Genomic DNA, 11,718 nt, shown 5'->3' with positions numbered 1-11,718 from the left:
TACTAATCGTTCGAGGACTTAACCAATTTTTATGCGAACTCGTTTTACACACTTCTTCTGAAATTATCTAGTTTTGAGGGAACGAAACCTCAACAAAATAGTCTGGCAATAATGGCGAGAAGGTCACACCCGTTCCCATACCGAACACGGAAGTTAAGCTTCTCAGCGCCGATGGTAGTTGGGACTTTGTCCCTGTGAGAGTAGGACGTTGCCAGGCATAACCCCTTTGGGGTTTTTATTTTCCGGATTTTTAGTAATGGCCCCTTGGTCAAGTGGTTAAGACACCTCCCTTTCACGGAGGTAACACGGGTTCGAATCCCGTAGGGGTCACCAAAGTTTTTTCGGCCCTAGCGAAAATAACTTTCCATCGCGATAGTGAACAATGAAATTCAATTACTATGGAGGATTAGCTCAGCTGGGAGAGCATCTGCCTTACAAGCAGAGGGTCGGCGGTTCGATCCCGTCATCCTCCACCAAATTTTATTCACGATAGTGAAAATAACAATTAATATTATATGAATTGAAGTTAATCTTCGATATATGCCGGGGTAGCTCAATTGGTAGAGCAACTGACTTGTAATCAGTAGGTTGGGGGTTCAAGTCCTCTCGCCGGCACCAAATTTTTTTCGCGATAGCGAAAATAAATTTCCTTGTATGAGCCATTAGCTCAGTTGGTAGAGCATCTGACTTTTAATCAGAGGGTCGAAGGTTCGAGTCCTTCATGGCTCACCAAAGTTTTTTCGCGTTAGCGAAAGTAACTTTCATTTTGCTCAAGCAAAATAATCCATATGCGGGTGTGGCGGAATTGGCAGACGCACCAGACTTAGGATCTGGCGCCGCAAGGCGTGGGGGTTCGACTCCCTTCACCCGCACTTAATTTATTTTCTATAATATAATTTTTTTACAAAAGAGTAGCAATGCGGAAGTAGTTCAGTGGTAGAACACCACCTTGCCAAGGTGGGGGTCGCGGGTTCGAATCCCGTCTTCCGCTCCATTTTAATGCGCCCGTAGCTCAATTGGATAGAGTGTCTGACTACGGATCAGAAGGTTATGGGTTCGACTCCTTTCGGGCGCGCCATATTTATACGGGAAGTAGCTCAGCTTGGTAGAGCACTTGGTTTGGGACCAAGGGGTCGCAGGTTCGAATCCTGTCTTCCCGACCATTTTCATTAAACGCATTTGGGGCCTTAGCTCAGCTGGGAGAGCGCCTGCTTTGCACGCAGGAGGTCAGCGGTTCGATCCCGCTAGGCTCCACTTATTCGGAGGAATACCCAAGTTTGGCTGAAGGGATCGGTCTTGAAAACCGACAGGCGGGTCATACCGCGCGGGGGTTCGAATCCCTCTTCCTCCTCCATTAATATAAATTAGTTTTAGAAGAACACTTAAATAAGTTGGTCCGGTAGTTCAGTTGGTTAGAATGCCTGCCTGTCACGCAGGAGGTCGCGGGTTCGAGTCCCGTCCGGACCGCCATTTTTATATCAGTAGGTTAACTCTACTGTTGATATAGATATAGGTTATGTATGGCTCAGTAGCTCAGTCGGTAGAGCAAAGGACTGAAAATCCTTGTGTCGGCGGTTCGATTCCGTCCTGAGCCATCATTTTTTTTGAATTTTTATATACGGAGGGGTAGCGAAGTGGCTAAACGCGGCGGACTGTAAATCCGCTCCCTCAGGGTTCGGCGGTTCGAATCCGTCCCCCTCCACCAAGTTATTTCACATTAGTGAAATAACCAAAGTTCTTTGCAAAGCAAAATAAACATCATGGCGGTTGTGGCGAAGTGGTTAACGCACCTGATTGTGGTTCAGGCATTCGTGGGTTCGATTCCCATCAGCCGCCCCATTTATTTTTATTAACTTGAGTTAGTTCTTTTAACAGTTGGGCAGCATAGCCAAGTGGTAAGGCAGAGGTCTGCAAAACCTTTATCCCCGGTTCAAATCCGGGTGTTGCCTCCAATATTAATATGCGGGTGTAGTTTAGTGGTAAAACCTCAGCCTTCCAAGCTGATGTTGTGAGTTCGATTCTCATCACCCGCTCCATTATTATTCCGCAGTAGCTCAGTGGTAGAGCTATCGGCTGTTAACCGATCGGTCGTAGGTTCGAGTCCTACCTGCGGAGCCATTCCTTTGAAATTAAGGGCAGTAAGTCTGTTCCTTTTTATAATCGATATATTTAGAAAAACCACCTTTAAGAAAATAATTATTTTCTTAAAGGTGGTTTTTCTTTTTCTAAATTAGTTTCAATATGGTTTTAGGAATGGTACGCACTTCTTTTATTCCCTTTCTGGACTTCGATTTCACTTCGTAACCCTTTCACTAATGAGAAGCACATGATAATCATGATAATCGCAAACGGCAGGGCTGCTGCAATTGAGGCCGTTTGCAAAACATTCAACCCGCCAGCTAACAGCAATACTGCAGCCAAAGCGGATTGAATGACACCCCAGGTCATTTTTATTTTATTAGAAGGATTTAATGTACCGCCTTCGCTTAGCATTCCTAGTACAAAGGTGGCAGTATCGGCAACGGTTATATAATAAATGGCTACCACTGCAAATCCTAAAATACTTAACACAGAACTTAATGGTAGATAATCAAAGAAGGTAAAAATAGCTAAAGAAACGTTTTCGGTTATATTTTTCGCCAGATCATGGCTGCCTGTATTCTGAACAATCTCAAGTGCAGAGCCGCCAAATATGGACATCCAAAGACATGTTCCTAAGGTAGGAACAATTAGGACACCAATAACAAACTCCCTGACCGTTCTTCCTTTCGAAACCCTTGCAATAAACATACCCACAAATGGTGCCCAAGCAATCCACCATGCCCAGTAAAAAAGCGTCCAGGAGGCAATCCATTCTCCTTCCCCAAAGGGCCTCAGCCTTAAACTCATATGTATAAAGTCACTAATATAGAGTCCTGTTGTATTAAAGAAAACTTTAATAATCGTCATAGTGGGTCCGACGATTAAAATCATCACCATAATCGCAAAGGATAGAATCATGGCCGCATTCGATAAGTATTGAATACCTTTTTCCAAGCCTGTATTAATGGAAATGATAAAAAGGACTGTAGCGACTGCAATGACAATCAGCTGTACGAATAATTCATTGGGAACTCCGAATATTTCATGCATTCCGGCTGTTACCTGCATGGCACCTAGACCTAATGAGGTTGCGATACCAAAAACAGTTGCAAAGATAGACAGGATATCAATGGTTTTTCCAATCGGTCCGTAAATTCGATCACCCAAGAGCGGGTGGAAGGCCGAACTTATGGCTGCCGGAAGCCTTTTGTTATATTGAAAAAAGGCAAGAGCTAGACCAATTATCGTGTAAATGGCCCATGGATCTAGACCCCAGTGGAAAAAAGTATATTTCATGGCTGTATTGGCTGCGTCAACAGTGTATCCTTCCCCATATGGAGGAGTTGTATAGTGCGTTACTGGTTCAGCAACACTCCAGTACACGATTCCGATTCCCATACCAGCACCGAATAGCATAGCAAGCCAAGATGCTGTGTTAAAATCAGGTCGATCTGTTTTCTTTCCCAAACGGATATCACCATATTTAGAAAACAATAAATAGATGGAAAAGATAACAAAGAATAGGGTAGCACCAAGATATACCCATCCGAGGTAATCGATTGAACCATTATAGATAATATCGGTAACTTTGGTGAGATTATCAGTAAAAAAAACTCCCCAAACAATAAAAATGAGCGTAAGTAATAAGGAAATGATGAAAACACTGTTTCCCGCATTCTTTTTGCTGTCCATAGAAACCTCCTAGTAGTGCTTGGTGTCGGGTAAATGATTGTTAGAATTTGATAGGTAGTACATCACCTATCAAGGAGATTATAGAGAAATTCCCACGTTTTACTGTTCATCAACTCATCTTGGGGAACTTCTAATCCGCCCCCAAGGTAAACGGTTTGGTCTTTGATTGCGACCACCATTGCTTCGACGATTGAGTCATTGCCTGTCCTTTTATAAATGTCTCCTAACGATGGTAATGGCCCGCTGGTGGTCTGCCCTAGGGTTCCGGAGTCGTTTACGCTCTCGTCATCATCATTTGCCATGTCTTTTCTATCGATGGAATTACTGTCAGGAGCTCGGCCAGGTACCATTAATAAATATTCATTATGTTTGACTCCGTGTGAATTACTTGTGATAACACCTTTGTTATCTGCACTTTCAACCAAGTCAATCTCATTTAATGAATAGGTATCTAAGGAATCTTGCATGGGGTTGTTTATTAATATATAATCTCCTGCTTCTGCTTTTCGATCCTTTCTGAGCGTGTATGCTTTATGATTAAAAATAAAGCTGTCATATTCCTTCGGCTTGTATTTTTCGACACTTGCAGCATTGGTGATATGCTGTGTTAAATCCCTCATTTTAATAAGATGGACAGACAATTTATACATGGGTTTTACCCCATATACCTTATGCAGCTCATTGTTGTAATAAACAAATTGCCCTTTTCTAACTTGATACAGTTTCACGGATCAATCTCCCTTCCACAACCATTTATAGTAAGTTGGATAATCACACGAAGAAAATTTGATTCTATTATTGTTAGGTTGTCTTATAAAGGAAAATACTATTCTGTTTAGAATAGGAAGACAAGGGAAGAAGAAAAGGGATAAACCTGTCTCATTGGAGTTATTATTCGGACAAGAGATGGTGTAAGAGACGAGAGCCTGTCTATTTATAAATAGAAAAAAGCCGCTGTACTATCAGCATAGATAGTACGGCGACTTTTTTAGTTAGGGTTGAGTTACCACGGTAAAACTGCTTAAAAACGTAATTTCATTAATTCCGAATAAGATAATCGAACGCACCTAAGGCTGCAGTAGCACCAGATCCCATAGAGATAATAATCTGCTTATAAGCGCTATCTGTACAGTCACCTGCAGCAAATACGCCAGGGATGCTTGTTGCACCATGCTTATCGACAACGATTTCGCCCATGCGAGTACGTTCAATACCTTCGCCTAACCAGTCTGTGTTTGGGACAAGACCGATTTGAACGAAAATACCTTCTAATTCGATATGCTTAACTTCTTCCGTTTCACGGTCCAGATAAGTAATACCATTTACTTTGTCAGTACCCATAATTTCTTTTGTTTGAGCATTCTTGATAACTGTTACATTTGGCAGGCTGTTAAGACGCTCCTGCAGAACGGCATCAGCTTTCAGTTCAGCTGCAAACTCTAGAACAGTTACGTGCTTAACGATTCCAGCAAGGTCGATGGCTGCCTCGATACCAGAATTACCGCCGCCAATAACAGCAACACGCTTTCCAGCAAACAATGGACCATCACAGTGTGGACAATACGCTACACCTTTGTTCTTGAACTCTGCTTCACCTGGGACACCAACATTGCGCCAGCGGGCACCAGTTGAAAGGATGACGGTTTTACTTTTTAGAACCGCACCGTTTTCAAGCTCAATTTCCACAAATTCATTTTTCTCCAAAGATTTAGCACGCTGAAGATTCATTACATCAATGTCGTATTCCTTGACGTGCTCTTCAAGACTTGCTGCCACTTTAGGACCTTCTGTATATTTCGTACCGATAAAGTTCTCGATACCCATTGTATCCATAACCTGACCGCCAAAGCGTTCAGCGACGATTCCTGTACGAATCCCTTTACGAGCGGCATAGATTGCTGCACTCGCACCAGCAGGACCGCCGCCAACAACAAGCACATCAAATGGTTCTTTATCAGAAAGCTCGGAAGCATCTGTACCAGAACCCATTTTCGCAAGGATTTCCTCAATACTCATACGGCCGCCGCCAAAGTTTTCTCCGTTTAGGAAAACCGTTGGAACTGCCATGATGTTCTTGCTCTCAACTTCAGCTTTATAGGCTGCACCATCAATCATAGTATGTGAAATACCAGGGTTGAGGATGCTCATGATGTTCAGGGCTTGTACCACATCAGGACAGTTGTGGCAAGTTAAGCTGATGTATGATTCAAAGCGATATTCGCCTTTGATTGCTTTAATTTGGTCAATCACTTTCTGATCAACCTTTGGTGCTCTACCGCTAACCTGCAAGAGAGCCAATACTAAGGAAGTGAATTCATGTCCTAGAGGAATACCAGCAAATGTTACACCAGTGTCTTCACCGATGCGGTTTACACTAAAGCTTGGTGTTCTCTCTAGTTCTGTTCTTTCAACCTTAATGTGGGATGACATGGTTGCTAATTCATCAATTAACAGCAGCATGTCGCGGGATACGTCATCGGTTCCTGCGCTGACTTTAAGAAGGATATCGCCTTCCATCAGCTGAAGATACTGGGATAACTGTGCTTTTATATCTGCATCTAGTAACATTTTTAATCTACTCCTTAAATTTTACCTACTAGGTCAAGGCTTGGCTTAAGTGTTTCAGAACCTTCTTGCCATTTAGCCGGGCAAACTTCACCTGGATTGTTGCGAACATATTGTGCTGCTTTAATTTTGTTAACAAGAGTGCTTGCATCACGGCCGATACCGTCTGCGTTGATTTCCATAGCTTGTACAACACCATCTGGATCGATGATGAACGTTCCGCGTTGTGCAAGACCTTCTTCTTCGTCAAGTACATCAAATGCACGAGTAAGCTTTTGAGATGGGTCACCAATCATAATGTACTCAATTTTGCTGATAGCAGGTGAGTGGTCGTGCCATGCTTTATGTGTAAAATGAGTATCTGTTGATACAGAGTATACTTCAACACCAAGATCTTTTAATGTTGCGTATTCATTTTGTAAGTCTTCTAATTCAGTAGGACATACGAATGTGAAATCAGCAGGATAGAAGCATACAACGCTCCATTTACCTTTAAAGTTTGCTTCTGAAACAGTGATAAAATCTCCGTTTTGGTATGCGTTTGCTGTAAATGCTTGGATTTCTTTACCGATTAATGACATTATCTATTTCCTCCTAAAATTTGTTTGGAAAAATCGAACTGCATTTTTCCTTTGTTGTGAGAATAGTTCACAACAAATAGTAATAACTAAATTAGAATAATTCTAATACAATGCTTATTATCATATATAACCCACACTCTTGTCAACCTGAAAGATTACTTTTTTTAGAACATTTTGTGTCAACCCCTTATAAAAACCATTATTAATTAAAAAAACACTGCATTCCTAATTGAGAAAGAGGATGCAGTGTTTTTGTTAATATTAATTTAGTATGGTCACTTTTAATTGTTTTCTTCCAAAATTGATGGCATCCTGTTTATTAGGAATAAAGACATCAATTTTATTTCCTTTAATCGCTCCGCCTGTATCTCCGGCGATGGCTTCACCATAGCCTTCAACATGAACTTTGCTTCCGAGCGGAATTACCGATGGGTCAACGGAGATGACCTTTTGATTTGGATTTTCTATAAGGTTAATTCCAGTTGCTGTGATTCCAGAGCAGCCTTCACAGGAAGCTGTATAGGCTGTTGCTTCAACAATAATTTCCTTAGAACTAGGTGCAGCGGCTTCTGGTGCAGGAGCACTTTCAACTGGTGCTGGTGCCGCGGCTTCTACAGCAGCAGGAGCACTTTCAGTTTGTGCAGGAGCTGATGCTGGTGCTTCAACTGCAGGTGTGCTTTCAGCTGGTGCAGCAGGTTGTTCTGGTTTATCTGTTAAAGAAATAGTAGTATTTTTTACACCTTCAAAGATTACTAGATTTAATCCTGGATGGATGAGATCACTATGTAGTTGGTTCCAATCTTTGATTTGTGAAACAGTAACCTGATGATTCATGGCTATGTCCCACAATGTGTCGCCTTTTACAACGGTATATCTTTTTTCAGGGGCTACGGTTAGTATATCCCCAGGATGTATGAGATCTGAGGTGAGATTATTTAATTTTTGGATATTTTCTACAGACGTATTATTTGCACGTGATAGAGCCCAAAGCGTGTCTCCTTTTTGTACAGTGATTGATGCCGCTTGTACATTAGCACTTACAGTTACTGAGAGTACAGCAACGGCTAAAATCGAAATCATTTTCTTAAGCATTCTTTTACCCTCCATGTTCTTTGGTTGCTAATTTTTAATAATCGTAACATAGAATATTCTGAGAAAAAGAACAGGGAGGTGTTAATTCGTTTACATCCATGGCATTTATATTGCGATAACATTTCTGCAATATTCTAGTAATCTTAAAGTAATATCTGAAGAGGAGACCGCTATGAACATTATTACTATAGAAGAAATCGAAAACATGCTTGAAAGGTTACATCCCAAATTAGATGTTTCTACTCTTATTCAAATTGAGGATAAAGACTTATCAAAGATATTAAAGCATTATTGGTTCTTGCAGCAGTGTGAACGGGATATCCAAGCTCATTTTTCTTTTACATACAAAGAGATCCTATATAGTCAATACTATTGGTTTGTTCAATTTAAACATCATTACTTTTTAAAAATTGGATATGATGGAGGCCTGGATGAACAGTTGGGGCTCCTGATTGAAAAAATATGTAACGAAGTAGGAGAAGCCGTAGATTGGCAATTCCTTGAAGATATAGACAACCATCTTTAGGAGATATGGTAAAATAATAAAAACCGATTGGCTAGGAGTTTGGTCTGCGATGATTGTTAATGATATTGAAATAATAGAAGGCTCCATTGATGATTTAAAGAGTGTTTATCAGCGTTTTACTACATACTTTGCAAGCGATGAATTAAAAAGGTATCAGCATTTTAAGCTGCTTATGTCAAAAAAGAACTACAAGTTACTGTTGGCAAAAGATCCTATCATTGACGAGATAGTAGGATATGCCTTTATCTACGAGTTCAATCAGTTGCAGGCAATTTGGCTTGATTATATGGCAATCGATAACCGATTTCGGAGTTCAGGGTATGGGGCTCAATTATTTAAGGAACTTACTAAATGGGCTGGGGGAATTTTTATCGAAGTGGAAATCCCGGAAGAAAACGAAGGGGGCACCAGAGAAAATCAACTAAGAAGAATAACCTTTTATGAAAGGTTAGGGGCTAAAGTGTTACCTATCCCATATCAATTGCCGACAAATGAGGGAGGGCTTCCCATGTACCTTTATTTTTGGCAAAGTCATGATATTGAAAGACCTTCTAAAGAACAAATTCAAGAAGCCATTACTGAAGTATTTACCGCCATCCACTCAGATATTAAACATAAAGACGACATATTAATCAAGATTTTTTCTGAATAGAAAAATTGGTGAGTCCGACGGATTCACCAATTTCTTAAACAACTAGATTGCTTCCCCGGTTAACGTGTTAAAGTACTTTTTGATACCAATTAAAGAAAGTACCTGCTTCTTCTTTAGAAACCCCATATAATTCACTTTCATGCAGCGGCTTTGCTTTATTTGTAAACGTAAGGGTTGCAACACCGAATTTCCTCTGTAGCCAGGAATGCTTAACGGTAATTTGCTGAATCCGTTCACGATGGGTGACGAAGGTTTCATTTGTAAATCCACCTTTTCTAATTTGGACAGTCTTTCCATGACGGATATAGCTGGTGAACCAGTAGTCTAGGATGCGCGAGAGAATGGAAAGTCCGAAAACAATTATAGCAGCCCAAAGCCATTCTCTTTTAAAAATGACCAATCCGATAATCGCCAAAATCGTTACATAATAGGGTTGAAGGAGCTTCAGCCACAGAACTTTAAGTGGAAAACGATTCATATTTTCCTCGATATGATAGTGGGGCAGCATGGTATGCAATATCTGGTACGCTTCATGCTTGGGCATAAAAGGATATAATGAACTCGTTTCTTGACTGTCCTCATCCCCAGATGTACTTGCGCTGAGAAGCTTGATGGAGGCTAATCCAAGTATTCGTTTAAGAATGGTCTGCTCCACAATAACAGCTTGCACCTTGTGTTTTTGAATGGAAAAACTGGTGAAATTACCGATCCCTTTTTCAATATAAATTCGTTCAGTGTCATTGCTAATGACATAATTACCATACTTCATCGAGGTCTTGATAAACCCAATCCCGACAGATAAGACAAGTGCTAGAACAAAAAGAACGATCAACATCCACCAATGGATTAATAAATAGTCAAGAGCATTTTCAGCCGATTCCTCGATTTGAAAGAATTCTGCTAGATTGAAATAAATGGCTGTTAAGATTGGAAAAATGGCTAAAAAGCTAAATGACGTAAAGGATGCCTTTACTATATCCTTTTTTGTTGAGCGGAAATGTACTGTTCGCTTTGAGCGATTCTCGATTTCTCCATCATTTACTGCCGCAATCGGCTCTTTTCCACTTTCCAGCGAGAGAAGGATTCGCTGCTTCTCGCCTTCAGTAATGACTGGAAAGGTAAAAGTGGCATTATCCCCAATTGTCCCGGTTTCAAGACTTAGGGAGGTTAGTCCGAACCAGCGGTGAACGAAAGTAGTGTTTGAAACTTGGTTATGGATACGGTCTATAGCCACGGTACGCTGCCTTTTGACGAATATCCCCTCATAAACCACAATGGAATCACCTGCGATTTCATATCGGTGGTAAAACCATTTTAATAAAATCGAAAGTATGGTAATGACACAGGCAATTACAAATATGTAACGTCCCCATAAAACCCATGTTGCGGTAGATGCTGCTTTTAAAACAAATAAAAAGAGAAAAAAACCAATGGAGCCTTTGAAGAAGGATAACAGCTCTACGACTATGAAAGCGGGGTGGTATCGTTTTATACCTTCGTTCATGTTTATTTTTCTCCTTTCGCTGATTCTTGATCTTGAATTTTTGCAAATACAGCGATTTGAGCTTTTAGTCTTTTTGCTTCATCACGTGGAATGGCTGGAATAATATGATTGGAAGCGGTGGTTCCAATTTCAATATTGTACAGTCCGTAGCGCCGCATAATCGGACCCTGTTCCGTTCGGACATATTCTACTTTTTCCATCGGTATTAAAGTGTGCTGTTCTGACCATTTTCCTCGCTTCATTTGAACAAATTGGTTATCAATACTATATCTCCAAGTTTTTTGTAAGTAAGTTGGTTCAATGAAAATGGAATAAATGGACGAGACAAACGTTAATCCTAAAAGAATATAAAGGACAAGGCCGATCCAAACATACCACCCAAAGTTTTCCTCACATACAACCAAAATAGCCAGGATCAATATGGCTATACTATGTCCAATCGTATTTGATATTCTCCACACTTTCACCGCATCATTCGAAATTGTTTCCGTTGGTTCCTCAATAGCTAAGTACATTCCTTTCACCTCAATAGATTTTACGAGAAAAGGAAGATAATGGTTTCATTTTTCGCTATATTTTTACAAAATATAGAATCTAAGAATAGGTGAGCCATGTCAATGTGAAAAGGAAGGGATTTATTTTTCTATTAAACTTGATATTAGTTATTAATTCCTATTTAACATAGTTTAATCATTTGGTAATATATGAGAATATTAGGGGTGAACTTCCAAATGCGTCTATCATAGAAACGCAAGCTGTTTAATAGGCTCTGTTTTTATTCATTGTTGATTTTCTTGGAGGGTTGAGAATTCATAGGCGGAGAATTTCCGGCTATTGTTTATAGAGGAACCTTAAGAGCAGATATATGCGGAGATATTCCGCTTAACTGCTTTAAATAAGACAAATTACAAGGATTTAGAAACAATAAGCGGAAAAACTCCGACTATTTTTAAGGAAATATGGGTATTTCACGATTTAAACGGAAATTCTCCGCTTATTTTCAAAACACAGTGAAATCAACATT

Annotated in this window: 9 protein-coding genes, 17 tRNA genes and 1 rRNA gene; 20 read left to right on the top strand and 7 right to left on the bottom strand. The window is 40.3% G+C overall.

Annotated features, from left to right (window positions below; translation table 11 throughout):
- Nucleotides 1-101 precede the first annotated feature (101 nt).
- The 18 genes from rrf (at nt 102) to H0184_RS24110 (ending at nt 2,118) form a co-directional block, all read left to right on the top strand.
- A 5S ribosomal RNA gene (gene rrf / locus H0184_RS24195) occupies nt 102-217 on the top strand.
- Nucleotides 218-258: 41 nt separating this feature from the next.
- Nucleotides 259-333, top strand: a tRNA-Glu gene (locus H0184_RS24190).
- Nucleotides 334-400: 67 nt separating this feature from the next.
- Nucleotides 401-476: transfer RNA gene (locus tag H0184_RS24185), tRNA-Val, on the top strand.
- Between the two features lie 66 nt (nt 477-542).
- Nucleotides 543-618 (top strand) — tRNA-Thr (locus H0184_RS24180).
- A gap of 38 nt (nt 619-656) precedes the next feature.
- A tRNA-Lys gene (locus H0184_RS24175) sits at nt 657-732 on the top strand.
- 58 nt (nt 733-790) lie between these two features.
- Nucleotides 791-872 (top strand) — tRNA-Leu (locus tag H0184_RS24170).
- A gap of 47 nt (nt 873-919) precedes the next feature.
- Nucleotides 920-994 (top strand) — tRNA-Gly (locus H0184_RS24165).
- A 7-nt stretch (nt 995-1,001) separates the two neighbouring features.
- A tRNA-Arg gene (locus tag H0184_RS24160) sits at nt 1,002-1,078 on the top strand.
- A gap of 8 nt (nt 1,079-1,086) precedes the next feature.
- Nucleotides 1,087-1,163, top strand: a tRNA-Pro gene (locus tag H0184_RS24155).
- Between the two features lie 18 nt (nt 1,164-1,181).
- Nucleotides 1,182-1,254: transfer RNA gene (locus H0184_RS24150), tRNA-Ala, on the top strand.
- Nucleotides 1,255-1,261: 7 nt separating this feature from the next.
- Nucleotides 1,262-1,354 (top strand) — tRNA-Ser (locus H0184_RS24145).
- A 39-nt stretch (nt 1,355-1,393) separates the two neighbouring features.
- Nucleotides 1,394-1,470 (top strand) — tRNA-Asp (locus H0184_RS24140).
- 52 nt (nt 1,471-1,522) lie between these two features.
- Nucleotides 1,523-1,595, top strand: a tRNA-Phe gene (locus H0184_RS24135).
- Between the two features lie 25 nt (nt 1,596-1,620).
- Nucleotides 1,621-1,705: transfer RNA gene (locus H0184_RS24130), tRNA-Tyr, on the top strand.
- Nucleotides 1,706-1,763: 58 nt separating this feature from the next.
- Nucleotides 1,764-1,839, top strand: a tRNA-His gene (locus tag H0184_RS24125).
- A 39-nt stretch (nt 1,840-1,878) separates the two neighbouring features.
- Nucleotides 1,879-1,952, top strand: a tRNA-Cys gene (locus H0184_RS24120).
- A 10-nt stretch (nt 1,953-1,962) separates the two neighbouring features.
- Nucleotides 1,963-2,036, top strand: a tRNA-Gly gene (locus H0184_RS24115).
- A 7-nt stretch (nt 2,037-2,043) separates the two neighbouring features.
- Nucleotides 2,044-2,118, top strand: a tRNA-Asn gene (locus H0184_RS24110).
- Between the two features lie 129 nt (nt 2,119-2,247).
- Here the strand turns inward: H0184_RS24110 and H0184_RS24105 are convergent.
- From H0184_RS24105 to H0184_RS24085, 5 genes are all read right to left on the bottom strand, one after another.
- Nucleotides 2,248-3,774 (bottom strand): glycine betaine uptake BCCT transporter, encoded by a 1,527-nt coding sequence (locus H0184_RS24105; protein ID WP_221829283.1) that lies wholly within the window; start codon nt 3,772-3,774, stop codon nt 2,248-2,250.
- A gap of 62 nt (nt 3,775-3,836) precedes the next feature.
- Nucleotides 3,837-4,502, bottom strand: a complete 666-nt coding sequence (locus H0184_RS24100; protein ID WP_221829281.1) for a hypothetical protein — start codon at nt 4,500-4,502, stop codon at nt 3,837-3,839.
- A gap of 310 nt (nt 4,503-4,812) precedes the next feature.
- Nucleotides 4,813-6,342: an alkyl hydroperoxide reductase subunit F gene (gene ahpF / locus H0184_RS24095; RefSeq protein WP_221829280.1), complete on the bottom strand. Its 1,530-nt coding sequence runs from the start codon at nt 6,340-6,342 to the stop codon at nt 4,813-4,815.
- A 14-nt stretch (nt 6,343-6,356) separates the two neighbouring features.
- Nucleotides 6,357-6,920: an alkyl hydroperoxide reductase subunit C gene (gene ahpC / locus H0184_RS24090; RefSeq protein ID WP_221829278.1), complete on the bottom strand. Its 564-nt coding sequence runs from the start codon at nt 6,918-6,920 to the stop codon at nt 6,357-6,359.
- A gap of 261 nt (nt 6,921-7,181) precedes the next feature.
- Nucleotides 7,182-8,012, bottom strand: a complete 831-nt coding sequence (locus H0184_RS24085; protein WP_221829276.1) for a 3D domain-containing protein — start codon at nt 8,010-8,012, stop codon at nt 7,182-7,184.
- Between the two features lie 172 nt (nt 8,013-8,184).
- Between H0184_RS24085 and H0184_RS24080 the strand changes: the two genes are divergently transcribed.
- Nucleotides 8,185-8,538: a hypothetical protein gene (locus H0184_RS24080; protein WP_221829274.1), complete on the top strand. Its 354-nt coding sequence runs from the start codon at nt 8,185-8,187 to the stop codon at nt 8,536-8,538.
- A 49-nt stretch (nt 8,539-8,587) separates the two neighbouring features.
- Entirely contained in the window at nt 8,588-9,190 is a 603-nt protein-coding gene (locus H0184_RS24075) for a GNAT family N-acetyltransferase (RefSeq protein WP_221829272.1), read from the top strand.
- Between the two features lie 67 nt (nt 9,191-9,257).
- Here the strand turns inward: H0184_RS24075 and H0184_RS24070 are convergent, their stop codons facing one another.
- Both H0184_RS24070 and H0184_RS24065 read right to left on the bottom strand, forming a co-directional pair.
- Complete coding sequence (locus H0184_RS24070; RefSeq protein WP_221829271.1) at nt 9,258-10,694, bottom strand: PH domain-containing protein; 1,437 nt, start codon at nt 10,692-10,694, stop codon at nt 9,258-9,260.
- Nucleotides 10,695-10,696: 2 nt separating this feature from the next.
- Nucleotides 10,697-11,209: a PH domain-containing protein gene (locus H0184_RS24065; RefSeq protein WP_221829268.1), complete on the bottom strand. Its 513-nt coding sequence runs from the start codon at nt 11,207-11,209 to the stop codon at nt 10,697-10,699.
- Nucleotides 11,210-11,718: the final 509 nt, after the last annotated feature.

This window comes from Neobacillus niacini, assembly GCF_019749295.1.
Classification (GTDB): Bacteria; Bacillota; Bacilli; order Bacillales; family Cytobacillaceae; genus Neobacillus; species Neobacillus niacini_D.
Note: the sequence above shows the minus strand (reverse complement) of the source record. Positions and strands in the feature narration are given on the sequence as shown.

What these genes read in the sequence shown, in the direction of transcription:
- H0184_RS24105 (WP_221829283.1), bottom strand. Translation starts at nt 3,774, where the DNA reads ATGGACAGCAAAAAGAATGCGGGAAACAGTGTTTTCATCATTTCCTTA.
- ahpF (WP_221829280.1), bottom strand. Translation starts at nt 6,342, where the DNA reads ATGTTACTAGATGCAGATATAAAAGCACAGTTATCCCAGTATCTTCAG.
- ahpC (WP_221829278.1), bottom strand. Translation starts at nt 6,920, where the DNA reads ATGTCATTAATCGGTAAAGAAATCCAAGCATTTACAGCAAACGCATAC.
- H0184_RS24085 (WP_221829276.1), bottom strand. Translation starts at nt 8,012, where the DNA reads ATGCTTAAGAAAATGATTTCGATTTTAGCCGTTGCTGTACTCTCAGTA.
- H0184_RS24080 (WP_221829274.1), top strand. Translation starts at nt 8,185, where the DNA reads ATGAACATTATTACTATAGAAGAAATCGAAAACATGCTTGAAAGGTTA.
- H0184_RS24075 (WP_221829272.1), top strand. Translation starts at nt 8,588, where the DNA reads ATGATTGTTAATGATATTGAAATAATAGAAGGCTCCATTGATGATTTA.
- H0184_RS24070 (WP_221829271.1), bottom strand. Translation starts at nt 10,694, where the DNA reads ATGAACGAAGGTATAAAACGATACCACCCCGCTTTCATAGTCGTAGAG.
- H0184_RS24065 (WP_221829268.1), bottom strand. Translation starts at nt 11,209, where the DNA reads ATGTACTTAGCTATTGAGGAACCAACGGAAACAATTTCGAATGATGCG.